Source organism: Parabacteroides sp. CT06 (assembly GCF_002257605.1).
GTDB lineage: Bacteria > Bacteroidota > Bacteroidia > Bacteroidales > Tannerellaceae > Parabacteroides > Parabacteroides distasonis.
In genome coordinates this window covers 1,780,636-1,805,440 of sequence record NZ_CP022754.1, presented here as the reverse complement: position 1 = coordinate 1,805,440, position 24,805 = coordinate 1,780,636, and the positions used below count along the sequence as shown (strand labels likewise).

General features: G+C 46.5%; 21 protein-coding genes. 8 read left to right on the top strand and 13 right to left on the bottom strand.

What is annotated here, in order from left to right; translation table 11 throughout:
- Positions 1–300 precede the first annotated feature (300 nt).
- Positions 301–2,748 (top strand): ABC transporter permease, encoded by a 2,448-nt coding sequence (locus tag CI960_RS07850; RefSeq protein ID WP_005857450.1) that lies wholly within the window; start codon positions 301–303, stop codon positions 2,746–2,748.
- A gap of 74 nt (positions 2,749–2,822) precedes the next feature.
- Here the strand turns inward: CI960_RS07850 and xylE are convergent, their stop codons facing one another.
- The 4 genes from xylE to CI960_RS07830 form a co-directional block, all read right to left on the bottom strand.
- On the bottom strand, positions 2,823–4,370 hold the full coding sequence (gene xylE, locus CI960_RS07845) for a D-xylose transporter XylE (RefSeq protein ID WP_005857452.1): 1,548 nt from the start codon (positions 4,368–4,370) through the stop codon (positions 2,823–2,825).
- A 96-nt stretch (positions 4,371–4,466) separates the two neighbouring features.
- Positions 4,467–5,795 carry a xylose isomerase gene (gene xylA / locus CI960_RS07840; RefSeq protein ID WP_005857454.1) on the bottom strand — a complete coding sequence of 443 codons (1,329 nt, stop codon included), beginning with the start codon at positions 5,793–5,795 and terminating at the stop codon, positions 4,467–4,469.
- A 35-nt stretch (positions 5,796–5,830) separates the two neighbouring features.
- Positions 5,831–7,315 carry a xylulokinase gene (locus CI960_RS07835; RefSeq protein ID WP_005857456.1) on the bottom strand — a complete coding sequence of 495 codons (1,485 nt, stop codon included), beginning with the start codon at positions 7,313–7,315 and terminating at the stop codon, positions 5,831–5,833.
- A 12-nt stretch (positions 7,316–7,327) separates the two neighbouring features.
- Positions 7,328–8,068 carry an NUDIX domain-containing protein gene (locus CI960_RS07830; protein WP_005857458.1) on the bottom strand — a complete coding sequence of 247 codons (741 nt, stop codon included), beginning with the start codon at positions 8,066–8,068 and terminating at the stop codon, positions 7,328–7,330.
- Between the two features lie 240 nt (positions 8,069–8,308).
- Here CI960_RS07830 and CI960_RS07825 point away from each other — a divergent pair, with 240 nt between their 5' ends.
- Both CI960_RS07825 and CI960_RS07820 read left to right on the top strand, forming a co-directional pair.
- Positions 8,309–10,129 carry a TrkH family potassium uptake protein gene (locus tag CI960_RS07825; protein ID WP_005857461.1) on the top strand — a complete coding sequence of 607 codons (1,821 nt, stop codon included), beginning with the start codon at positions 8,309–8,311 and terminating at the stop codon, positions 10,127–10,129.
- A 12-nt stretch (positions 10,130–10,141) separates the two neighbouring features.
- The gene (locus tag CI960_RS07820) at positions 10,142–10,828 is read left to right on the top strand and encodes a TrkA family potassium uptake protein (protein WP_005857463.1); all 687 of its coding nucleotides are present in this window, start codon (positions 10,142–10,144) and stop codon (positions 10,826–10,828) included.
- Between the two features lie 69 nt (positions 10,829–10,897).
- Here CI960_RS07820 and CI960_RS07815 read toward each other — a convergent pair whose 3' ends face one another.
- Positions 10,898–11,779: an aldose 1-epimerase family protein gene (locus CI960_RS07815; RefSeq protein ID WP_005857465.1), complete on the bottom strand. Its 882-nt coding sequence runs from the start codon at positions 11,777–11,779 to the stop codon at positions 10,898–10,900.
- 3 nt (positions 11,780–11,782) lie between these two features.
- On the bottom strand, positions 11,783–12,562 hold the full coding sequence (locus CI960_RS07810; RefSeq protein WP_005857467.1) for a hypothetical protein: 780 nt from the start codon (positions 12,560–12,562) through the stop codon (positions 11,783–11,785).
- A 236-nt stretch (positions 12,563–12,798) separates the two neighbouring features.
- On the opposite strand from CI960_RS07810, the gene CI960_RS07805 reads away from it, so the two are divergent.
- From CI960_RS07805 to CI960_RS07790, 4 genes are read left to right on the top strand one after another with little or no spacing between them, the layout of a single operon-like run.
- The gene (locus tag CI960_RS07805) at positions 12,799–13,731 is read left to right on the top strand and encodes a DUF362 domain-containing protein (protein WP_005857469.1); all 933 of its coding nucleotides are present in this window, start codon (positions 12,799–12,801) and stop codon (positions 13,729–13,731) included.
- Positions 13,732–13,737: 6 nt separating this feature from the next.
- Entirely contained in the window at positions 13,738–15,336 is a 1,599-nt protein-coding gene (locus tag CI960_RS07800) for a 4Fe-4S dicluster domain-containing protein (RefSeq protein ID WP_005857471.1), read from the top strand.
- 36 nt (positions 15,337–15,372) lie between these two features.
- Positions 15,373–16,503, top strand: a complete 1,131-nt coding sequence (gene tgt, locus CI960_RS07795) for a tRNA guanosine(34) transglycosylase Tgt (protein ID WP_005857473.1) — start codon at positions 15,373–15,375, stop codon at positions 16,501–16,503.
- A gap of 12 nt (positions 16,504–16,515) precedes the next feature.
- Positions 16,516–17,601 (top strand): LptF/LptG family permease, encoded by a 1,086-nt coding sequence (locus tag CI960_RS07790; protein ID WP_005857475.1) that lies wholly within the window; start codon positions 16,516–16,518, stop codon positions 17,599–17,601.
- Positions 17,602–17,692: 91 nt separating this feature from the next.
- On the opposite strand, the gene CI960_RS07785 is transcribed toward CI960_RS07790, so the two are convergent.
- Positions 17,693–18,697 (bottom strand): DUF4925 domain-containing protein, encoded by a 1,005-nt coding sequence (locus CI960_RS07785; RefSeq protein WP_005857477.1) that lies wholly within the window; start codon positions 18,695–18,697, stop codon positions 17,693–17,695.
- Between the two features lie 163 nt (positions 18,698–18,860).
- Here CI960_RS07785 and CI960_RS07780 point away from each other — a divergent pair, with 163 nt between their 5' ends.
- The gene (locus tag CI960_RS07780) at positions 18,861–19,250 is read left to right on the top strand and encodes a putative quinol monooxygenase (protein WP_005857478.1); all 390 of its coding nucleotides are present in this window, start codon (positions 18,861–18,863) and stop codon (positions 19,248–19,250) included.
- 73 nt (positions 19,251–19,323) lie between these two features.
- On the opposite strand, the gene CI960_RS07775 is transcribed toward CI960_RS07780, so the two are convergent.
- From CI960_RS07775 to CI960_RS07750, 6 genes are all read right to left on the bottom strand, one after another.
- Positions 19,324–20,649 carry a PhoH family protein gene (locus CI960_RS07775; protein ID WP_005857480.1) on the bottom strand — a complete coding sequence of 442 codons (1,326 nt, stop codon included), beginning with the start codon at positions 20,647–20,649 and terminating at the stop codon, positions 19,324–19,326.
- 258 nt (positions 20,650–20,907) lie between these two features.
- Positions 20,908–21,396 carry a hypothetical protein gene (locus CI960_RS07770; RefSeq protein WP_005857482.1) on the bottom strand — a complete coding sequence of 163 codons (489 nt, stop codon included), beginning with the start codon at positions 21,394–21,396 and terminating at the stop codon, positions 20,908–20,910.
- A gap of 453 nt (positions 21,397–21,849) precedes the next feature.
- Complete coding sequence (locus tag CI960_RS07765) at positions 21,850–22,197, bottom strand: RNA ligase family protein (RefSeq protein WP_005857484.1); 348 nt, start codon at positions 22,195–22,197, stop codon at positions 21,850–21,852.
- 78 nt (positions 22,198–22,275) lie between these two features.
- Positions 22,276–22,827 carry a tyrosine-type recombinase/integrase gene (locus CI960_RS07760; protein WP_005857485.1) on the bottom strand — a complete coding sequence of 184 codons (552 nt, stop codon included), beginning with the start codon at positions 22,825–22,827 and terminating at the stop codon, positions 22,276–22,278.
- A 49-nt stretch (positions 22,828–22,876) separates the two neighbouring features.
- Positions 22,877–24,112 carry a helix-hairpin-helix domain-containing protein gene (locus tag CI960_RS07755; RefSeq protein ID WP_005857488.1) on the bottom strand — a complete coding sequence of 412 codons (1,236 nt, stop codon included), beginning with the start codon at positions 24,110–24,112 and terminating at the stop codon, positions 22,877–22,879.
- 14 nt (positions 24,113–24,126) lie between these two features.
- A complete protein-coding gene (locus CI960_RS07750; protein WP_005857489.1) occupies positions 24,127–24,780 on the bottom strand; it encodes a hypothetical protein in 654 nt (217 codons plus the stop codon).
- Between the last annotated feature and the right edge of the window lie 25 nt (positions 24,781–24,805).

The window sequence follows — 24,805 nt, the reverse complement described above, 5'->3', positions numbered from 1 at the left end:
CAAGGTTATTTTTTATTGTTACACAGGACGGGCATCCCCGCCCCCATGAGTTTATATAGGGAGAGTATCTGCTAGAGATAAAACATCAGGCAGTTGAAAAGCATCCGATAGCCTTTGTGTAACATAGCGCTTGTTTCTTTTTGAAGTATGATGGCAAAAATAAGGAAATTATTGATAATATCACAATTCATCAACAGAAAGTAACCGTTTGTCAAAAAAATAACACAGGAACGTAAATAAAGGAATAGCTTTGCTTTGTATTTCCAGATCAAAGGGTTTAAAATTAAAAGAACTTATACCATGCAAAGTACATTCAAGAACCTGCTTTATGTCTTGAGACATTATAAATTAGCGACGGTCACTAATCTTTTAGGACTTAGCTTCGCTTTCCTGTTATTCATGCTGATAAGCATACATGTCGGTCATGAATATAGCTTCGACGCTTCCCTCTTGAACAGGGAAAGGATCTTTCAGTTAGAAAACAAGCGGGATGACGGGATATGGGAGGCTAATTTCGCACGTCCACAACTCGAGCGTTTCATCGCCGCCTCCCCTTATATAGAAGCGGCCGCTATCACAAACAACCTTGTTTACTCCTCCGTACGTTTTGGGATATCAGCCAGTGAAGGGCCCGACGCACGGAGCTATATGGAGCAGGTGGAACGGATCACCCCGGGATATGCTAAGGTCTTTGGCTTCGAACTGGTGGCCGGCGATACGGATTGCCTGAAACGTCCGGAAGGGACGCTGATCCCAGAGAGCATGGCCCGGAAACTCTTCGGCGAGGAAAATCCTATCGGGAAGCCGGTTTATCTGTCGGAGTTCGCCGGGGCCGAAGGCTCGATTATATATGGGCTTAGTTTTGAGCCGGCATATATCGTGGGAGGCGTCTTTCGCGATTTCCCGGAAAACACCCGGGTGAAGAATGCCCTGTATATCCCGATCATGGAGAAAGAGATGATGGAAAACTGGCATACCGGCCTTTACTATTGTTATCTGCTGATGTCGACGCCGGAATCCGCCTCTGTCACTACCGAGACCTATATGGCCGATAGCCGGGCTTTCCTGAAAAGTTTCACGATCGAGGATATGCGCCTCCGGCCCTTGTCAGATCTCTATTTCGGCCAGCCGGTCCGAGCGGACGCCGCTCCCATCGGTAATAAGCTACGGACGAATATGTTATTCTTTATCGCCATCCTGATCATAGGTATCGCCTTGGTCAATTATATCAACCTGTCGATAGCCTTGGCGCCGATACGCACCAAGTCGATCACCATCCAGAAAGTGCTGGGAAGCTCGGACGCCACGCTACGGAAGTATCTGGTCTTGGAGTCCTTGGGAATCTCGGTTGTTGCCTTCTTCCTCGCCTTGCTTTTCCTGTTATTTTTGAATAACGTGCAATGGGTCACGAATATGGTGGGGCATCCGTTGAACCTGTATGCCAACTGGAAGATTCCGGCGTACACATTCTTCCTTGTCGCAGGCGGCGGTATACTGGCCGGTTTGTATCCCGCTTTCTATATCACCTCGTTTCCTCCTGTCATAGCGCTGAATAAGTCTTTTACCCTTAGCGACCGGGCCAAGAACACTCGCAAGTTACTTATAGGGTTCCAGTTCGTTATCTCGATCACGCTGATTGTCGGAGCGTTGTTCGTCTCCTTGCAAAACAGATATATAGGGAACGTGGACTTGGGGTTTAACAAAGAAAACGTACTGGAGGTAAGACTAAGCATGGGGGCGGCCTTGAAAAAGGGCGAATTGTTCAAGGCACGTCTCTTGGAAAGCCCCGCTATCCGTGATGTTTCCTTTAGTGAGTTCAAATTTGTCTCGGACGAATCACGTTCTTTCATCGGGTATAATTACAAAGGCCAACATTATTATATGAGCTGGCTGGGAGTATCCGCCAATTTCCCGGAGCTAATGGATGTAAAGATGATCGCCGGAAGGAAGTTCCGGCCGACGGATGAGGCGGCGGATAACACGCAGGTCGTTTGCCTCCTTAGCGAGACGGCAGCGAGGGAGATCGCCTCGGGTCTTTCCCCCGAGAAACCGGACGACCTATCGGACTTGGTAGGGACAAGCATCACGGATAATGATATACCGGTACGGATTGTCGGTATCTTTGAGGATGTCCATTATGAATCCCTGTATAAAGAGTTACGCCCGATGGGACTTTGGACCTCGGCTAAGAATCATTACCGCCGTTCAGTGCCGGAAAGATACGCTTATGTCAAGATCGCCGGCGGAAATCCCCGGACGGCTATCGAGCATATCCGGAAGGTAACGGATGAATTGATCCCGGGTTATCCAGCCGATATCCATTTCTTTGATACGGCGCTGGAGGAGCTTTACAGTAAAAGTGGGCGGCAGGGAGCGCTGATTACCGCCCTTTGCCTGATGGCCGTCTTTTTATCCCTCGTGGGAGTATTCGGACTGGTTATCTTTGAGTTACAGGGACGGGAAAAGGAGATAGCCGTGCGGAAAGTACATGGGTCCACGGTCCGGCAAATCCTTTGGATGCTGAACTCGTCTTTCCTCCGGATCACGCTCGTCTGTTTTATTATCTCGATCCCGCTTGCTTACTACGGGGTGCATATTTGGTTACGAAGCTTCGCTTATAAAACGCCGATCTACGTATGGGTATTTTTAGTGGCTTTGGCAATCATAATGACACTGACCGTATCTACGGTTACTTTCCAGAGTTATCGGGCGGCGATGGCAAATCCGGCGTCTAAATTGGGGCATTAAGGTTCATTACGAAAAAAGGACGGGTAGATTGATCCGTCCTTTTTTACTCATATATTATCTTGTCTCAGGTTTGGTTACCGTTTCCAATAACCTTCCATCTCCTCCAGCGTCTTTCCTTTCGTCTCGGGAACAAATTTCCAGATGAACAACGCCGCCAATATACCCATCACGCCATAGATCCAATAGGCCATACCGTGATTGAACGTATCGGTCAAGTATTGATTCTTATCCAGCATCGGGAAAGTCCATGATACCAAGAAGTTGGCAATCCACTGCCCCGCCACGGCGATACTCATTACTGTGGAGCGGATCGAGTTCGGGAAGATCTCGGCCAGTAACACCCAGCAGACCGGGCCCCACGACATAGCGAATCCCGCCGTATAAACCAGCATGCAGACCAATGATCCCATACCCACCGAACGCGTATAGAAAGTAGTTCCCAAGATCAACATAGATACCGCCATGACGAGCGCCCCGATAATCATCAACGGACGGCGTCCGAACTTATCCACCGTGAAAATAGCCAATACGGTAAACGACAGGTTCACCGCCCCTACCACGATCTGTTGCAAAAGGGCGGCGTCCGTGGCCGCTCCCATCGTCTTGAAGATCTCCGGGGCATAGTAAAGTACCACATTGATCCCCACGAATTGCTGGAAACCGGAGAGCAACACGCCCACCAAGATGATCAGCACGCCAAACGACCGGATCGGGAACAGCAAGGCGATACAGAAACTAGCCAACAAGGCGATCTCCAAAGCGTTCGTATTACCTGCCCACGACAACAACCCGTAGCCGATCAAGAACAGCGCCAGCCAAGTCCCCATAAACCGGAAGTAAGGCTTCATCGACGGAGCTTTCGCCTTGAAACTCTCCTGTATCTCCTCCAGCTCATACCCAGCGGTCTCCAAATCCGTCAAACGGTTCAAGATAGCCAACGCCTGCTCCGTACGCCCGCGCATCACGAGGTAACGAGGCGTCTCCGGCACGAACATCAAGAACGAGAGGAACAATACCGCCGGAATAATCTCAGAAGCAAACATCCAACGCCAGCCGATCGTATTCAGCCAAGCGGCATCTCCTTGAAGGGCGATCGTATAATTCACGAAATAGACCACCAGCATACCAAAGATAATGGCAAACTGATTCCATGCCACCAGATTCCCCCGGCGATCGGCCGGAGCCACCTCGGCGATATACATCGGCGATACCATGGAGGCCAGCCCCACGCCGATACCTCCCAGAATACGATAAGCCACGAACGCGTACATAAACGTATGATCACCACTTCCGGGCATGCCGATAAACAGCTCCGGCCAAGCCGAGCCGATAGCGGAAAGCAAGAAAAGGATAGCGGCCAGTATCAACGTAGGCTTCCTGCCGTAACGCTGGCTGATCCACCCGGCGAACGAGGCGCCGAGGATACATCCGATCAACGCGCTACTTACCACGAATCCCTCCAAGGCGTTCGCCTGATCCAACGGAAGTCCTTGCGGCTCGATGAAGAACTTACGCAAAGACTCTACCGTACCGGAGATCACCGCCGTGTCATACCCGAACAGCAGACCTCCCAAGGTAGCGACCAAGGTAAGAGCGAAAATATAAGTGTTGTTATTTTTCATGGAATAGATTTATTCATTAAAAACTGAGAATTGAGAGCTGAAAACTAGGGCTTACGCACGATAATTTTCAATTCCCAATTCTCGATTTTCAATTATTTAGATATGCAGATTTACAATCATCTCGTATAATTCCTGCTTACCGCTGATCTGTTTCGGCTCGCCGTCACGCAAAGCGATCGTACGAAGATCTTCCAGCGTAAGCTTGCCATCCTCGAATGCCTTGCCCTCGCCGGCATCGAAACTAGCGTAACGCTCGGCACGCATCTTGCGGTAGTCTGAGTTCTCAAGGATATCGGCGGCGATCATCAAGGCACGGGCGAAAGCGTCCATACCACCGATATGAGCGATGAAGATATCCTCCAAGTCCGTAGAATTACGGCGGGTCTTGGCGTCGAAGTTCGTACCTCCGGTAGTCAAGCCACCTCCCTCAAGGATAACCAGCCAAGCCTGTGCCAGCTCATAGATATCCATCGGGAATTGATCCGTATCCCAACCATTCTGGTAATCGCCACGGTTCGCGTCGATACTGCACAACATGCCGGCGTCGGCGGCGGCTTGCAACTCATGCTCGAATGTATGTCCGGCCAAGGTAGCGTGGTTCACCTCGATATTCAAGGCGAAATCCTTGTCCAATCCATAATGGCGAAGGAAGCCGATCACGGTCTCCGAATCCACGTCATATTGATGTTTCGTCGGTTCCATCGGTTTCGGCTCGATCAGGAACGTACCCTTGAAACCGTTCTTGCGGCCATAATCACGGGCCATCGTCAACATCATGGCTAAATGATCCTTCTCACGTTTCATGTTCGTATTCAATAGGCTCATATACCCCTCACGGCCGCCCCAGAACACGTAGTTCTCGCCCCCTAAGGCGATACAAGCGTCAATAGCGTTCTTGATCTGCGTGCCGGCGCATGCCACGGTCGGGAAATAAGGGTTCGTAGCGGCACCGTTCATATAACGCTTATGTCCGAACACGTTAGCGGTAGACCATAGCAGTTTCTTTCCGGTAGCGGCTTGATGCTCCTTGGCATGTTCCACCATCGTCTGCAAACGTTTCTCGAACTCGCCCAGCGTAGGAGCCTCGTCCACCACGTCCACGTCGTGGAAGCAATAGTAAGGAATATTACATTTGGTCATAAACTCGAAAGCGGCGTCCATCTTGTACTTCGCGCGGGTGATAGCGTCCGTGCTGTCGTTCCAAGGGAATGTCTTCGTTCCACCACCAAACTGATCACCTCCCTCAGCACATAAGGTATGCCAATAAGCCATAGCGAAGCGTAAATGATCCTTTAGTGTCTTACCCATTACTACCTTATCCGCGTCATAATAATGAAATGCCAACGGATTTTTTGACTCACGTCCCTCAAACTGAATCTGTCCGATTCCCGGGAAAAATTCTTTCTCTCCTTTAAAGTAACTCATAATAATATGTATTAAAAATGTAAATAATTCAGCCGTTAAATAGATTGTTCCAATCGTTCCTTCCAAATCTCGAACGCCCCGCAATAAGCATTCGCCTTGAAACCGTCCGGCTCGATCACGTTGATCTTCTTCAAGGAAGCGAACGCTTCTTCCGCGTTCTTGTAGATACCGGCACCCATACCGGCACCCTTGGCCGCCCCTACCGCACCGTTCGTATCATACAGTTCGATCACCGTACCCGTCACGCCCGCCAAAGCATCCCGGAAGATCGGGCTTAAGAACAAGTTCGCATTCCCCGCACGGATTACCTGAATATCGATCCCCATCTCATTCATAATATCCATACCGTATTTAAAGGCGAACACGATACCTTCTTGCGCCGCCCTAGCCATATGCGCCTTAGTATGTATATTGAAGTTCAATCCATGAACCGAGCAATCGATCTGCTTATTCTGCAACATACGCTCCGCCCCGTTTCCGAACGGCAAGATCGAAAGACCATCGCAGCCGATGGGAACCGTAGCCGCCAAATCATTCAACTCATTATAGTTGATGCCTTCCGGCGCTATATTCCGTTTGATCCAAGAATTAAGGATACCGACCCCGTTGATGCACAACAAGACACCCAAGCGGGTCTGCTCCATCGTATGATTCACGTGGGCGAACGTATTCACACGGGAAAGCGTATCGTAATTCACCTTGCCGTTCACGCCATACACCACTCCGGAAGTCCCACCGGTAGCCGCTATCTCGCCCGGATTCAACACATTCAATGATAAAGCGTTATTCGGTTGGTCGCCCGCACGATAGGTAACCGGCGTACCTTTCTTCAGTCCCAACTCGGCCGCGACCGAGGCGGTAACCTCGCCCTGCAAACCGAACGTCGGACGGATATCGGCGATCAGATCCTTACTGAATCCATAATAATTCATCAACTCCTCCGATAAGGCATTATTCTTGAAGTCCCAGAAAATCCCCTCCGACAAACCGGAAACCGTAGTCACGATATCCCCCGTCAGACGCATAGCGATGAAATCTCCCGGCAACATGATCTTATGGATACGGTCGTAGATATCCGGCTCGTACTCCTTGATCCAAGCCAGCTTGGAAGCGGTAAAATTACCCGGCGAGTTCAATAGGTGGGAAAGGCATCGCTTCTCGCCTATATTCTTAAACGCACGCTCGCCATAAGGAACGGCACGGCTATCGCACCAGATAATAGATGGACGAAGCACCTCCATCTTCTTGTCCACCACCACCAAGCCATGCATCTGGTACGAGATACCGATCGCCTTGATATCCTCGCCTTTCACCTTCGCCTTGCTCATGGCACCTTTCATAGCGATCTTCACGTACGACCACCAATCCTCCGGATTTTGCTCCGCCCACCCCGGGCGCAACGCCTTGATCGGGGCCTCTTCTTTGGGATAAAAATCCGCACCTATTGTTAACCCGGTCTCCTCATCGACAATAGAGACCTTGATGGAAGAACTTCCAATGTCACATCCTAACAGACACATAATCGTATGGTTTTATATCTTATTAAACTTCGAACGTTGTTGATTATATTTCACCTTATCAAACCGATAATACCGTGCGGCACGATGGGCGACCCCGTCTTGCATATCCTCCGTGGGCACCACGTAATCCAAGGAATTCATCTTCTTATGAAAATTGCGCACGTCCATCTCACGGTTATAGATCACCTCGTACGTGCGCCTAAGCTGGAACGCCGTGAACTTCATCGGCATATAGTCGAAAATGATAGCGGGCTCCTTCTCCACCCAATTACGGATCTCCTGTATGGCAGCCTCGATAATCTCTTTATGATCGAATGGCAAGCGAGGAAGCTCGTCGATAGGGCACCAACGGATCGAGTCGGATTTATCGGCCGGACACGTCTTCCTGCTGTTCTTGCACAAGGCGAGATAAGCGACCGTGATCAACCGTCCGATCTTCACCTTGGATGTCGCCTCCAGCCACATCACGTCCAACCGGTTCGAGGTACGGGCGGGAGAACCAAAACAACGGAATTGTTTCAATTGGACACGCTTCAAGCCGGTCGAATCATTCAGTATCCGATAGGCGGCGTCATCTAAATCCTCGTTCTCATAGATCAGGCTGCCGGGTATTTTATAGCCGATCAACTCGCCTTCCTCACTTTTTCGCTCCGCCAACAGCACGGTGAGCTTGTCATCATTGATGCCGAGAAGAACGCAGTCTACGGAAACATAGGGGGAAAGCATCTCTCTATTCTCGTTTTGTGTATCCATGATATCAGTAATTAGATTTGCGCAAATATAAGTATTTTTCTAAACAAAGCAATTACAAAAGGTCTTTTTTGCACATCCTAATTGATTATTTTTCTGATATTTCAGTATCGTACATCATACAATATGCTATACAACACATAATGTAAGTAAAACAATTAGTACGAGAACAAATAATGAAGGCGCTTTCACGTACCTCTAACTTTTATTTCCTACATTTGTTATATTTATAAAACATCGGACATGAATCTAAAAAACATATACTTCTCTTGGCTGATTTATTGGGGTAAAATGAAGGGATTGCTGAACGGGATAGCGGAAGCGATCATCCTACTCGCCTCCTTAGCCTCTTTCTTCGTATTGATCTACCAATTCGGCTTTGTACAGACACCCGATTCCGTCCATATCCTAGAGCGCTCCCGCCCATTCATCCTGCTAGCTTTTTTCACGGGCATAACACTCCGGTACGTGGTGAGGTTCCAAGAAATCATACAGGAGAAAATGTTGTATCTCGATATCAGCATCTATTTCCTTTTATTCGCCGTATTATCCAGCAAGATATTTTTCAAGGATGCCATAGCGCACTCTTTGCCTTATTTGTCTTTCCTTACGAAACCTCTCTTCGTATATGTCTTATTATTGCTGCTTAGCACGATTCACTTATCCCGGCAGACGTTCACGCTGATGCAGACACGGATCAAGCCCTCGTTGCTTTTCTTGCTCAGTTTCGTGTTCGTGATATTGGTCGGGGCCGGGTTGCTATCGTTGCCGAACGCCACTACGCACCGGATCCCGTTTATCGACGCTTTGTTTATCTCCACGACCTCGGTATGCGTAACCGGACTAACCACCGTCGACGTAGCCACTAGTTTCACGCATATCGGGCATATTATCATCATGATTTTAATACAGATCGGCGGTATCGGGGTCATGACATTTACCTCTTTCTTCGCCCTCTCCTTCATGGGGAAATCCTCTTTTACGAGCAAGATGATGCTGAAAGATATGTTGAACGAAGATCGGACGGGAGGGTTGTTCCGGGTCATCTTAAACATTCTTTTCGTGACCTTGTTTATCGAGGGGATCGGCGCCTATTTTATTTATATGGACGTACGGGGAAGCCTGCCGGGAGGTACGCAGCAGGAATTATTCTACGCAATGTTTCATGCCGTGTCCGCTTTTTGTAACGCAGGGATCTCTACCTTGAGCGGCAATATGTACGATCCGTTAGTGGCGGATAAGTACAACCTCCATTTCTGGATAGCCATGCTGATTATATTCGGAGGCTTGGGCTTCCCGATCGTCTTCAATTACCTGAAACTCTTGCATCACTTGCTGATGAATGGTATCAAGATATTGATCGGTAAGCAAAAGCATTATATCCATACGCCCCGTATTATTAATGTACATACGTACATTGTTGTTATATCTACCTTGATCCTGTTAATTACCGGAACGGCTTTCTACCTCTTTTTCGAGTATGACAATACCTTGGGCGACCTTCCCCTGCGGGGGAAACTGGCAAATGCGTTCCTAGGCGCCGTCACGCCTAGAACGGCAGGATTCAACGTAGCGGATATGGCTACATTGGCCCCTCCGACCTTAATGCTGACGTTGATTCTTATGGTAATCGGAGCCGCCCCTATGTCCACCGGCGGCGGATTGAAAGTGACCACCGTTTTCGTAGCTTTGGTTACGACCCTGAACGCCGCACGCGAGAAAGATAAAGTGGAAGTGAGAAAACGGGAGATCGCCCCATTCGCCATCCGCCGGGCATTCGCTATCATCATGATGTATTTCATGTGGGTGGCGATCGCTACGTGGGTATTATCCTATACGGAAAAAGGGGCGCCGCTGTTCTCCCTATTGTTCGAGGTTGTTTCCGCCTTGAGTACCGTAGGCTTGAGCATCGATTATACCCCTCACCTCACCCCTATCGGGAAAATCATCATTATCAGCACGATGCTGGTCGGGCGTATCGGGGTATTGGCCTTCCTCGTAAGTTTCTGCAAGGAATACACGAAAAAGGACTATACATATCCACAAGAAAATATATTAATGTAAAAATAAGATAGCATGAAATATTTAGTAATCGGATTAGGGAATTTAGGACGTGCGATAGCGAAAGACTTGACACGTGTCGGCAATGAGGTGATCGGCGTAGACATGGATCTGCATCGTGTCGATATGCTGAAGAACGACATAGCGGGGGCGGTCGCCTTGGACTCTACGGACAAAGAGGCATTGAGCACCCTGCCATTGAGTGAAATGGATGCCATTATCGTAACATTCGGTAAGGATTTCGGGACTTCCGTTCAGACCGTCGCTTTATTGAAAAGTCAGGATGCGGGCAAACTGATCGTGCGGGCGATCTCCTCGATCCATGAGACGGTGATCCGTGCGATCGGGGTAAGCGAGATTATTACCCCGGAAAAGGATTTCTCTACGATGTACACCTCCCAAGCGTCTTTAGGCGGCCTGTTCCGGCATTGGTATAAAGTAACCGACACTGAACATCTCTATAAGATCAAGACACCGGCCACTCTTGTCGGGCAAACCATCAAGAACATCGATTTCGAGGAGAATTTCGGCATCCATCTGGTAGCGATCGAACGTCCTTACGAGAAAAAGAACCTGATCGGGCTCACACAGACAGAATACAAGGTTATCAGCCGTATCACCGAGGAATTGATGATCGAGGCGGATGATCTGCTGATCTTATTCGGGAAGATGGAGCTATTGAATAAAATAGCCAACATCTAAAACAAAACATAGGCAGACGATCACGATATAATCAGCGTCGTCTGCCTACGGCAAATATCAACGAAGCGATCAAGCCCCCGCTATCTCTATCGTATAGGAGGCATCGAAGAGCTCTCCCGGTTCCAAATGCCATACCCAATCCCGGTCTTTATACTCACCCGTATAATCCACCCGGTCGCAACGTCCATACCAAGGTTCGATACAGACAAACGGAGCGTTTCTCGTAGGCGGAGACCATAAACCGACCACCGGAGCCGTAAAGGTGAGCGAAAGGTACGGGCGTTTCTCCACATCCAATAAGTCCACCCGCTTAATCTGGCTGTCCTCCAAGATAAACGTATCGATATCGAACGTATGGATATTCAACGGCAGCAAGCCGTCCGCATCCAAAGGTACCGGACGAACCACATCCCCTACGCACCCTTTCTCCACCAGCGCACGGTATACGAGATCTTTTTTCACATCGAAAGCGAAATACCCTCGATCCGGTTGATCCACCTCATAATTCGGGTACAGGAAAGCCGGATGAGCGCCGATCTGGAAATGCATCGTCTTATCTCCCGTATTCTTCACACGCCAAAGCACCTCCACCTTATTGCCCTCCAAACGATACCCGATCTCCAGAAGGAAAGGGAACGGATAGGCTCTCAGCGTGTCCGGGGTACTTTCCAGCGCGAAACGCAACTCGTTCTCCGCCTCATCGATCAACGTAAAATCCATATCCCGCGCAAAGCCGTGCTGCGACAGCGGATACACGGTTCCCTCGTTCCGATACTCGGCCTTCCATACGCTCCCGACGATCGGGAACAATACCGGGGAATGACGTTTCCAGAAAGCGGGGTCCGCTTGCCAGAGATACTCCTTTCCCGTAGCGTTCGCTACGATACTACTCAACTCCGCTCCATGTTCGGAGACACGGATCGTTAGTTCTTGATTTGATACTGTCTTCATTCCTTATGATAAGTTTAGTAATTGTTCGGCGGGAAGTCCCTTGCTTTTCAAGAAACCGTTCAAAGTCCCGAATAATAAGGGCTGTCGCCGGAAATCTTCCAGATAAACCCGTTTCAGGCAGTCTACCGGCATCGATATCGGAACGTATGGGATCAAGTTTCCATGCTCATAACGATAGAGCACCTCATCCGTAGCTTGCAGCGAGGCCAACCGCCATTCCTTATCCCCCACCGAGGAAGGCTGCTTCACCTCCAGACAGGCGTTACACAGCATCGAGAAAAAGCGGGAATCAGGCGTAAAGCCCGTGTGCTCCTCATCAAAAAAGAAGGTATCGTATTCCTTTTCCAATTGTGCCGTAAAATGGTTCAAGATAGGCTCCTTCTCATACTTGCAGGACAACAGGGAATAATTCTCGAACAGGCAAAGCTCGCCCAACGACTGATAGTCCAGCTCAAGGACCAGAGAAGGCTCGGCAGACCGGGCCGGCTCACCGGGTTTCTCATACAAAGGGATCACGTACATGCCTATCTCCGGCCCCACCAGCATCCGGCTGTCCTGTCTGAAAAAGGGCATCGCCTTCTTGCTCTTTTCCACAGGTATCCCTTTGCGTTCCTCATACAAGCCGATAGACTCCCTAAGCAAGGAAAGCCCATACTCGATCTCCTCCTGCGGCACGATATGCATCAACCCCTTCGCCGGAAGCGTGAAAAAGGAATCAGGCCCCGAGGTATTCCGAAAGCTTTCGACAAAAGCGTTCAATGATACTCTACAATATAAAACCATACAATCTGTTTTTTGCCTCGCAAGGTAGAAAAATATTATCAGAACCGATATGCCTTCCGACAAGAAATTATCTTATTACGCAAGATCACTGCAACCCGGGTTGCAGTAAAAAGCAGTTCTACTTTGTAAAAGGAGTTGACTCGCATATCAAAATAATCATTATCTTTGTTCGGAATAACAAGCGAATAAAAAAGACCGTACCGTAAATCAAATATAAACCAATATAGTATACAATTATGAAACGTCGTGATTTTTTAAAGACCAGTGTCATCGCTAGTGCGGCTCTATCCTTAAATTTTGAAGGTCTGCAAGCGGCCCTTTCCACGAACACCGTAGCCGTAGAGAAGGCTCCCGATATGGTAGCAGTTATGGGTGGAGAGCCGGAGGTGATGCTAGATAAAGCCTTGGAAGCCCTTGGCGGTATCGGAAACTTCGTGAAGAAAGGACAAAAGATCGTGATCAAGCCGAATATCGGCTGGGACCGCTCTCCTGAATTGGCAGGTAATACGAACCCCAAATTAGTGAAAGCCTTGGTCAAAAAATGCTTGGAGGCCGGCGCCTCTAAAGTGACCGTATTCGACCACACCTGCGATAACTGGCAGAAATGCTACGAGACAAGCGGGATCGCCGAGGCCGTAAAAGAGGCCGGAGGTATCATCATGCCTGCCAACGATGAGAAATATTTTAAGGAAGTATCCATTCCGGGTGGCGTGAACCTGAAAAGCGCCAAGATCCATGAGGCCCTGATCGAGGCGGACGCATGGATCAACGTCCCCGTATTGAAGAACCATGGTGGGGCGAAGATGACTTGCGCCATGAAGAACTATATGGGAATCGTATGGGATCGCCGTTTCTTCCATCAAAATGATTTGCAACAATGCATCGCCGATATTTGCACTTGGCAAAAGAAACCGGTATTGAACATCGTGGACGCTTATCGTATCATGCACCAAAACGGCCCACAAGGAAAGAGCGCTGCCGATGTGGCTACCTTGAAATCCTTGATCGCTTCCCCGAATATCGTCGCTATCGACACCGCTGCCCTTCGCCTGTTCAACCAAGTGAAGAAGCTGGATATGGCCGCCGTAGGTCATATCGGTAAAGGCGAGGCTTTAAAGCTAGGTACGACGAATCTGGATAATGTCACGATCAAACGTATTAAGATATAATCGAGGATGAAGAAGCCTAATTACTTAAAAGGATTGCGGGTCGTACTCGCGATCCTCATTTTCGTACCCATACTTTTATTCTTCGTTGATTTCGCCGATGTATTGCCGGACAACCTGCACACGTTGTTGCATCTCCAGATCATGCCCGCTATTTTAGGGGGGATGGCGGGGTTGGTAGTCTTCCAATTCGTATTGGCTTTATTGTTCGGCCGGATCTATTGCTCGGTTATTTGCCCGGCGGGCGTATTGCAAGATATTATCAACCGGGTTTTCTGTATCGGGAAGAAGAAAAAGAAAGGAGTACGCAGGTTCAGCTATCATAAGCCCATGAATATCTTACGGTACTCAATTCTCGGGCTTACATTCGTATTGGCTGTTTTCGGGATGATCGAATTATGTACGTTGCTAGATCCGTACAGTAACTTCGGCCGTATAGCGAACAACCTGTTCCGTCCGGTCGTCATGTGGGTCAATAACCTGCTGGCCGACGGATTGGCACGGATGGATAACTATACGCTTTATCACGTCACGATTAGCAACGTGACGGTATTCGGCGTGATATCCGCTTTGGTCGCGTTGCTCGTATTCATCCTCATGGTCGTATTCCGGGGAAGGTTGTTCTGCAATACGCTTTGCCCGGTAGGAACGCTGTTGAGCCTGATCTCCCGGTATTCGTTTTTCCGGATCTCCTTTGACAAAGAAGCTTGTACGCATTGTGGTAATTGCGAGCATACTTGTAAGGCGGAGGCGATCGACAGCAAGAACCTCACCGTAGATACCTCCCGTTGCGTAGATTGCTTCAACTGCGTGTCCTCGTGCGCTAAAGGAGGATTGCAATACCGTTTCAAGCCTTCCTTCAAGAAAGAAGCCGAAACAGCTCGCGCACAAACGGACGTGATCCAACAGGCTACCGCTCCGAACAGCCGCCGTACATTTCTCTCGGCAGGGGCTACCGTCGCGGTCTCCCTCCCGATCGTATCCACCATTGCCCAAGGAATGGAAAAAGGGCATGGCAAAGGGCAGCACGGGCAAGGTAAGCACGGCAATAAATGGCCCCCTATCGTACCGCCGGGAGCGATCAGCTTAGAACGTTTCAAGGATGTATGTACCGGATGCCAGATTTGCGTGACTCAATGCCCGAGTCATGTACTACGTCCCACGGGATTGGAGTATGGCTTTGATTATATGTTGAAACCCCGTATCGCTTACATCGACAGTTATTGCAATTACGAATGCACGGTCTGCTCGGAGGTTTGCCCCACGCACGCTATAAAGCCGCTTACCAAGGAAGAGAAAGCGACTACACAAGTGGGCATCGCCACCTTCTTCATCAACCGTTGTATCGTAAAGACGGAGGGGACGGATTGCGGGGCTTGTTCGGAGCACTGCCCTACCCAAGCCGTGCATATGGTTCCTTACGAGGGCACGCTGACCATCCCGCAAGTAAACCCCGATCTTTGCATCGGTTGTGGCGGCTGCGAATCGATCTGTCCCGTACGCCCGATGAGAGCGATCATCATCAAGGCGAACGAAGTACACAAGTTCGTGGAGAAGCCTAAAGAGGAAGAGGTGAAAAAGGTAGAAATAGATGACTTCGGATTCTAAGAGAAAAATGCTACCTTTGTCACAAATTTTTGATACATGACATTTGAATTACAGTATAACGATACGAAATCGAACGCTAGGGCGGGCTTGATTACCACCGATCACGGGGTAATCGAGACGCCTATTTTTATGCCCGTGGGTACGCAAGGTACGGTAAAGGGTGTACATATGACCGAGCTAAAGGAAGATACCAAGGCACAAATCATTTTGGGGAATACGTACCATCTGTATCTTCGTCCCGGTATCCAGATCTTGGAGCAGGCCGGAGGCTTGCATAAGTTTAATACATGGGATCGCCCGATATTGACCGATAGCGGGGGGTTTCAGGTATTCTCTCTTTCCGACAATCGTAAGCTGCATGAAGAGGGAGCCGAGTTCCGCTCGCATCTCGACGGCTCCAAGCATATGTTCACGCCGGAGAAGGTGATGGATATCGAACGCTCTATCGGTGCGGATATCATCATGGCCTTCGATGAGTGTTGCCCGGGAGATGCCGACTACAATTACGCCAAGCAATCACTGGGCCTGACCGAGCGTTGGCTGGATCGTTGTTTCGCCCGCTTCAACAGCACGGAGCCGAAATACGGCTACCGGCAAAGTCTCTTCCCGATCGTACAGGGATGCGTCTATACGGACTTGCGGCAGAGGGCGGCGGAGAACGTGGCCCGAAAAGGCGCCGATGGAAACGCTATCGGGGGACTGGCCGTTGGCGAGCCTACCGATAAGATGTATGAGATGATCGAGGTCGTAAACGATATCTTACCGAAAGATAAACCTCGTTACTTGATGGGCGTAGGTACCCCGATCAATTTACTGGAAGGGATCGAACGAGGCATCGATATGTTCGACTGTATCATGCCAACCCGCAACGGGCGCAACGGCCAACTTTTCACGCGTTTCGGTACTATCAATATGCGTAACAAGAAATGGGAGAACGATTTCTCGCCGGTCGATCCGGACGGACATTCCTACGTGGATACCTTATATAGCAAGGCTTATCTGCACCACTTGATCAAGGCGAAAGAAATGCTTGGCTTACAGATCGCTTCTATCCATAACCTCGCCTTCTACCTATGGTTGGTGAAAGAAGCGAGGGCACATATCATCGCTGGCGATTTTACTACATGGAAAAGTGGTATGGTCCGTCAATTAGCGAACCGGTTATAAAAAACGAGACAGATGAAATTTAAACTAAAACGGATCGATTGGTATATCATCAAGCAGTTTCTGGGCACGTACGTGTTCGCTATCGCCTTGATTATCTCTATCTCCGTCGTTTTCGATATAAACGAGAAGATCGATAAGTTCTTGAATCCGGATGTCCCCTTAAAAGCGATCATCGTGGATTATTACTTGAACTTTATCCCCTATTTCGCCAATTTGTTCAGTCCGTTGTTCACATTTATCGCCGTGATCTTTTTCACGTCGAAGCTAGCGGATCGTTCGGAGATCATAGCGATGCTTGCCAGCGGTATGAGTTTCCGTAGGTTAATGCTTCCTTATGCGGTCTCGGCTACGATTATCGCTATCGTGACGTTTATCCTGAACGCTTACATCATTCCCCCGGCGAATGAGACTCGTATCGATTTCCAGAACAAATATATCCGTAACAAGAAGGTGGATTACGTGAAGAACGCCCAATTGGAGATCGAGCCGGGTGTTATCGCTTATTTCGATAGCTATGACGCTCGCTCGAACATGGGATACCGTTTCTCTCTGGAGCATTTCGAGGATAAAAAATTGATCTCCCGTCTGACCGCCAAGTCGATCAAATACGACTCGCTTTATCAATGGACCGTTATCGATTATATGATCCGTGATTTCGATGGCATGCGGGAACATATTTCCCAAGGCTCCCGTAAGGATACGACCTTGACCATCGTGCCCTCGGACTTCCTGATTTCCGTGAATGATTGCGAGACGATGACAACGCCCGAGCTAAATACGTATATCAACCGGCAGAAAAAAAGAGGTATCGGGAATATACAGACCTTCCAGATCGAGTATCATAAGCGCTTCGCCACGATCATGGCGGCGTTTATCTTGACTTCTATCGGAGCGTCGTTGTCTTCCCGGAAAATAAAGGGAGGTATGGGTATGAATATTGGTATCGGATTGGCGTTGAGTTTTTCTTACATCCTGTTTATGACGGTTACTTCCACCTTCGCTATTAATGGTTATGTGAGTCCTGCCGTAGCAGCTTGGATACCGAATATAGTTTATACATTTATAGCGATATTCTTATATCAGAAAGCACCAAGGTAATTGATTAACTCCTATATTGGTATAACCCTGCCAAATTTCATCCAGTTGTAGAGACGGTGTGTACTCCGTCTCTACAACCTAGGATTTTCAATTATTTCGTGAAATTAAGTCCAAACTCTAACGTTTTTGCGTTCGGAAGTAGTTGCAATACCATATCTACCATTTGCTGATAATTCTCCGGAACCATCGGTTTCAAGATAGGAGCTATCATGGTCAAAACCGGTACGATTAAATCCTTATCCGCATAAAAAGTAGCCTCACTTCCATCCACCTTCATGTTAAGAGGTAGACCATAATAACCTCCTAAATCAACCAAAAGCTTCATGATCTCGTCAATAGAGATACCAGCGGCCTCCAATTTGTCACCAGCAGCCTGTTGTAATAAAGTAGTCAAGACTGTCACATAATTTTTATCCACAGCCACCATAAATTTCCCGTCTACCACACAATATTGGATACTTGCCATTTTTGTGATCTCACCGATTCCTTTATCCTCAGAAGCCCCTATAGGTCTCCAAGAAACATCGAAGATTCCATCTTCCGGTAAGTTAACATTTACAGCGCTTACTTTGCCCCAAATCAAGTTACTGATAGCAGGCTTTATCATACGCACGAGATCATCGATCGTAGAATTTCCGGTAACGATATTCGCATAGATAGCTTCCACGCCCACTTTCAAACTCCAATTACCTACGATAGAAGAAGTTAATTTACGAGTATAAACAACAGAAGCTACGCCCCCTTTCACCGTACCATTTACTGATACCACGCAATCGCCAACCGTACTCTCGCCGGTAAACGTATAAGTGCCATCCGCTTCCTTCAACGCGGCATCGATAGCGACCGACTTATTTTCGGGGATGATATTGTTCAAGGTTACGGATGCCTTCTCCGCAGAGGAAGCGGCAATCACGACCGATTTACCGTCAACAGGGACTGTCACTTCACCCATTACCAGATTAACGCTCTTACCCTCGTACGTTTTCGACAGATCTTGCCAGTTACCGGAAGAACTTGAATCGTCATCATCACCACATGCCGTAAAAAAACCCATCGTGCAAATCACGGCAAATACATACAACAAACTCTTTCTCATGACTCTTGTTTTAAATTTAACATAAATAGCTATTAATATTATCACAAATATATCCATTCCAACTTCCACTAACAACAATAATTTAATATCAGATGTTCGATTCCTGTGTTTAGATCAAAAATTCATTACTTTTGTCGTATCAAATACTTAAAAACAATCTATCATGAAGAAAGTGTTTATCTCAATGGCCTGCGTATTAATCGCTCTATCCGGTTGCACGAATGGAGGAAGCAATAAAGAATCCATGGAAGTCGTACTGAATATCAAACGGAAAGTAAAACCCGAATGTGTCTCCGCCTTAAAGGAATCATTCTTGAAATGCAAGGAAAGCACGTTGCTAGAACCGGGATGTATCGACTATGGCATGTACCAGTCCCTCACCGATAGCACCGAATTCTTTATCGCCGAGACTTGGAAAAACGACGGGGAATTACAAAAGCACGGCGAAACCGCCCATCTTAAACAACATCTGAATGAGATCAAAGATATGGGAGATCCTTCCTATAAAGGTAGTTTCCGGAAGATTTATGTCTGCCCGAGTGTAAACGATTAATCGTTAAGAATTGAAGATTGAAAATAAACGCTTCGTGAAGCTTGATTTTTAATCTTCAATTCCCTATATTTAATTACAAAAGATCTGACGCCAATTCAGATAACTCGCTTCGCTCGCCTTTTATCAAGTTGATATGGGCGAACAAGTCCTGTCCTTTCATCTTGTCGATCATATAGGCCAAGCCATTACTTTGGGCGTCTAGATACGGGGAGTCAATCTGTTGGATATCTCCCGTGAAGACCATCTTCGTTCCCTCTCCCGCACGGGTGATAATCGTCTTGATCTCATGCGGCGTGAGGTTCTGGGCCTCATCGATGATACAATAAGTCTCGGACAAGCTACGCCCCCGGATAAAGGCCAACGCCTCGATCACCAACTGGTTGTTCTTCTGCATATCGTCGATCTTACGGACATCGGGATTACCCGGGGCAAACTGAGTCTTGATCACGTTCAGGTTATCGAATAGAGGTTGCATATAAGGAGCGACCTTTTGCTTCTCGTCACCCGGAAGGAAACCGAGATCCTTATTCGCCAAAGCGACGATCGGACGGGCCAAAAGTATCTGTTTATACGTGCCGGCTTGTTTCAAGGCAGAGGCCAACGCCAACAACGTCTTTCCGGTACCGGCCTTTCCGGTCAACCCCACCAGCTTGATATTCGGATCGTTCAACACCTCGAAAGCGAAACTCTGCTCGGCATTACGGGGCTGGATACCAAAGTTCGTGCCTTTATCCACCTTCTTGATCTTATCCGTAAACGGATTGTAGCGAGCCAATACACTATTACGTACGCTTTTCAAGATAAAGCATTCGTTCGGGTCGAGCTTAGACTTGATATCCAACGAATCTGCGTCCACGCCTTCCGGAGAGCTGTAGATCTTGTCGATCAAATCGGGGTCTATATTCTCATAGGTCTCTTGCGCACGCTCGAAAATATCTACATTCACGACCTTATCCGTGATATAATCCTCAACGGGAATACCCAAAGAACGAGCCTTCATACGAAGGTTCACATCCTTGCTGACCAAGGTTGTCTTGATCTTCGGATTCTTCTCGGCGATCGTCAACGCACAAGACAAGATACGGTGATCTGGAGTTTTATCCGGAAAAGAATGCGCTATTTTCTCCTGGTACTTATCACCGGTCACGATATAGAGTGTACCTTTTCCCGGTCCTAGTGAGGCGCCTTTCAAGAACAGGTCATTACTGGTCAATAAGTCTAGCTCCCGAACAAACTCACGGGCATTATAATTGATCTGCTCACTCCCCTTCTTGAACTTGTCCAACTCTTCTAATACCACGATGGGTAGATAGATATCATTTTCCTGAAAGTTCTCGATGCACTTATAGTCATGTAATATGACATTCGTGTCCAACACAAAATTCTTCTTTGCTCCCATGGCCTTTCGATTTAATATTCAACTAATAATCAAAGATTTATATTTTAATTTGTTTGCCGAAACACTCTAAAATCTCTATTTCGGTTATTTTTCGGCAAACACTCCATATAAATTTCAATTCTCCGCCTTCATCATATGGCTTCCTCACAAAGATACATTTTTATATGAATTAGAGTTCTTCAAAACAAAATCTTTTTTAGGCAATAATGAATCAAATAAAAAAGAGGATACAGTAACTCGCACCCTCCCATAAAACAATTATCGAACAATACAGTTCATAGCCTCCAAGACATTCAACGCCACTTCCTCGTCCTTTCTCTTGAGATCTTCGAATACGTCCCCAAGTGAATCCTCTGAGGTTAAAGCCAAAAACACAAACCACATCAAGATTTCCTTGTATTGTTTATCGTGGCTTCTTACTATGTCTTGATCCTTTCGAGCTTGCTCATTACTTCTATATTGTTCTTCTTTCAATTCCTTGAGTTGAGAAACATAATCATCGATAGCCATGACAAGTACGGTACTCAATGAGTAGCGATCATCGATCTTACGTCCAGTACACTCTTGGAAGAAGTCAACGGCTGGCATAACCTCTCGATCTCCACATAGCGTTCCAAGTTCGTCATGAACAAGTTTCTCAGGTTTGCTAAAACCTATATTTTCCAAGAAAGTTACCACTAATTGAGCTTCTTCATTTATAAAGTACACGTTTTCCAATAAATCTTTGATCTCTTTGAATCTTTTCATTTTCTTTTGTTTTAATTTTATTTGTTAGTATCTTGGTTACCGCAAATCAAGCAAGATACAATTATGGATGACATAAACATATACGAGAACGGGTAGCGCTAGCGTTTGATATTCCATGCCCAGTATGCGGTAGAAAACCTAAATGCGAGTTCACCATAGGGCGAAATTATATTTATCATGGCTGTGAGCATGATGAAATTTTCAATCTCGTAGAAGCACGCATAGATAAGTTTACTTCACAATATCAATGTCCTAAAGGTCTTGTTCGGAGGGTATTTCACGCACGATAGCCTTTCCTATCATCAAGAATCTCATATGAATGGAGCTAACCAAGTCATCATCTGAGAATCCTTCGGTTTCCTTTAATATGAAATCGATTAGTTCTTTTTTTGTGATTCTCCCTTCTGGATTTAAGAACACTTGCCTTAAAGGAATAGATCACTCAATCATATTTCAATTTCTTACCCACCAAAAATCCCTAGCTTTAATTTTCGCAATAATCCTTTGACCGCTCCTATCAAGCAATCCTAAATCAGTTTTCAAGACTAACCCTTCAGCATCATATGTAGTATCTTCAGCGATCAATGACTTGTAGCCATTACTAACATACTCAATCGCTTCCTCGAATGTCATATAGCCAATCACTGGAACTACCTTGATTGCCAGATCGCCAGCTATCTCCTCTATATCAGGTCTCCTTAACCACCATTTATCAATCTTTACATCGAACAAAATGAAGCTTACCTCATCCTTGATATAGCGACCTCCACCTTTCTGAATCTTCATACCTATATTCATCATAAGATAACAACCGTGTTTTATAAGTATTCAAATCAAGCATGTCTTCTTAGTTGTAATCCGTTAATAAATTTATTGATCTCATCCGGTCCTTATCCCAATATAAGTATATGTTGTACCAACATTTGAGTGATTCAATACCTCTTTGAGCATCATCAAGGATTCTTGGCTTCTCCCGTTTGCCTCGTAAAGATATCTGCCGAATGTTTTACGAAAGCTGTGGGTGGAAAAATGATCAATGGAAAGATTATATCTATCCTTGACATCTTTCAATCTTTTATTGATCTGCCAAATCCCCATAGGCTTGTTCTTATATCCTTCAAATAAATAAGAGTTTACCGAAGGCTTCCCCATTAAAGTATATAATTCCTTTATGATACTAACAGTCTCATCATTCAATCTCACTTCCCGGTTCTTCTTTGTCTTTTTCTCTATCAAGATTATACTATTTTTATTTAGCACATTTTCCCATTTCAACATACGAATATCCGACACCCGTAAAGCCGAAGCAAATGCAATAGTAAAATACAATTCCTCCCAATAAAGCCTATCCTCGCGCAATTTTTCTAATGTTGACAGAAACTCTTCGTATGGAAGATAATCAGACTTTGTTAATACACCTTTTTTTGCCATAACTCTTAATAATTTTGTTTTAATTCTTAGGCAAAGCTACAATTACATTTTAATATAATGCTCTAGCCTTCTCAGCCTTGCTTGAACAGGAATTTATATCATCAGCTACTAAATAAGTGGTATTTTTACTAACTGACCCAGACATGGTTCCACCGGCTTTCGTAATTTTTGATTCTAGTTGTTTGTCTCGAATACCGGTAAAGCAAATCTTCATCCCGGATAATGATGTTCCCAAAGGCTCATCTTTCTCCCAAGCAATAGGAATCTCGTTCCCCCTCACCCACTCAACAAAACCTTGACACTTGTTCGAGAACTCATCTATCATCTTATCACCTACCCCTTTTGTCATAGACATGATTTTTGTCATCACTAAGTATCCAGCAAATGTTAATTCTCCAGAGATCCATAACCTCAAGGTCACATTATCTACATTAGACAATAAGATTGTTGCCTTCTTCTCTCCTATTCCATCAAAACAATCGGATGCTTCCATTAACTTAGGGAGAGAAACACCATCATCAAAAATGCCTCGGTTCTTCTCTATAATCTTGCTAGCGGTATCGTAACCAATGCCATCTATCTTCTGTAGCGTTGAAAGATCCGTATGAAGAAGATCTCCCGGGGACTTGATCTCGGAGTTAAAGATCGCCTTCAAGGTTTCCTCTCCTATCTCATCATACTCCAACTTCTCGCAGAAGTAAATCAACTTAGCCAATAATCTACCGGGACAAAGCGGGTCTGGGCACATACGCTCGACCAAGGAGTCATTCCAGACTGTTTCCTTCCCACATGAAGGGCAGAGCTTGAAAGCTTCCTCCACGACATCATTGGATACAGGATAAATTACGTCTTGGATTTTTGGTATAACCATCCCGGAACGGATTATTTTTATCTCAGCGCCAGTACCAATACCATTATCAAAACAAAACTTAGCGTTATATCCGGTAGGATTGTTAATTGTAGCCCCTTCTAGCTCTACAGCGTCAACAGCCACAGTCGGTTTTAGATATCCGGATTTAGACACCTTGCAATTGACGGATTGAACAGTGGTGATCTCAGCATCCGTAAACTCTTCAGGTTTATAGGCTACGGCCCACTGAGGATTGCCTGTTGATGGGTGACGGCCAATCTCTTTCCAACGCCTCATATTGTTCACGTAGATAACAAGGCCATCAATAGCAAAATCTTGACTCCAACTATCAAATAACTCTTTAAGGAATGAGGCGTTCAAAAAGCTGGCAAATGTATGAAGTATTCTTGCCACATAAACAAAATATGCTTCCATGTGGTCAAGGAGATCTATATAAGAAAATTATCAACCCCTTCTCCAAAGGCTCCGTATCGCATAAAATACACGTGTTTAAGTAATTCCGAAGGCGGATCGTCTCGCCTAAATAACCCAGCCACGGTGTTCCTCGCAGATTTATATGGTTGACCGTTCAATGGATTTATCTTACCTTCGAAATTATCTTTCCATATTGATTTTGGGATAATAGCCTCGCCAAAGGTATATTCAACAGGAGCATTGTCATGATGCCATACAGAAGACATTAGATCCATATGTCGCTTACAGTCCATCCCTTCATTGTCGTTACCACCTCTGGAATATGTCATCCAGTCATTCTCATTGCATAACAAGCTAATACCATCATATTTTGGAGTGATAACCACATCGTCATTTGGTCCTATACCAACTTTATCGAACCACAGACATAGCTCCTCAAAAGTCTTCACTTTATCCAACGATCTCATCGGGAACGGCAGTTTTACTTTCCGATCCACAATATCCATTCCCGGTTCCACCTTTTTAAACCACTCATGATCCGGATTGATGGATCTTAACTCATCAACCAATATGTCATAAGCAAAGTCTGTCATGATAGGAGTACCTTGCCGGTACTCCTTATTTGCTCTTACGATTTTATCGTAGATTTGTTGTTCAATATTGTTCATCTGATTATCTTTGTACTCATAATAT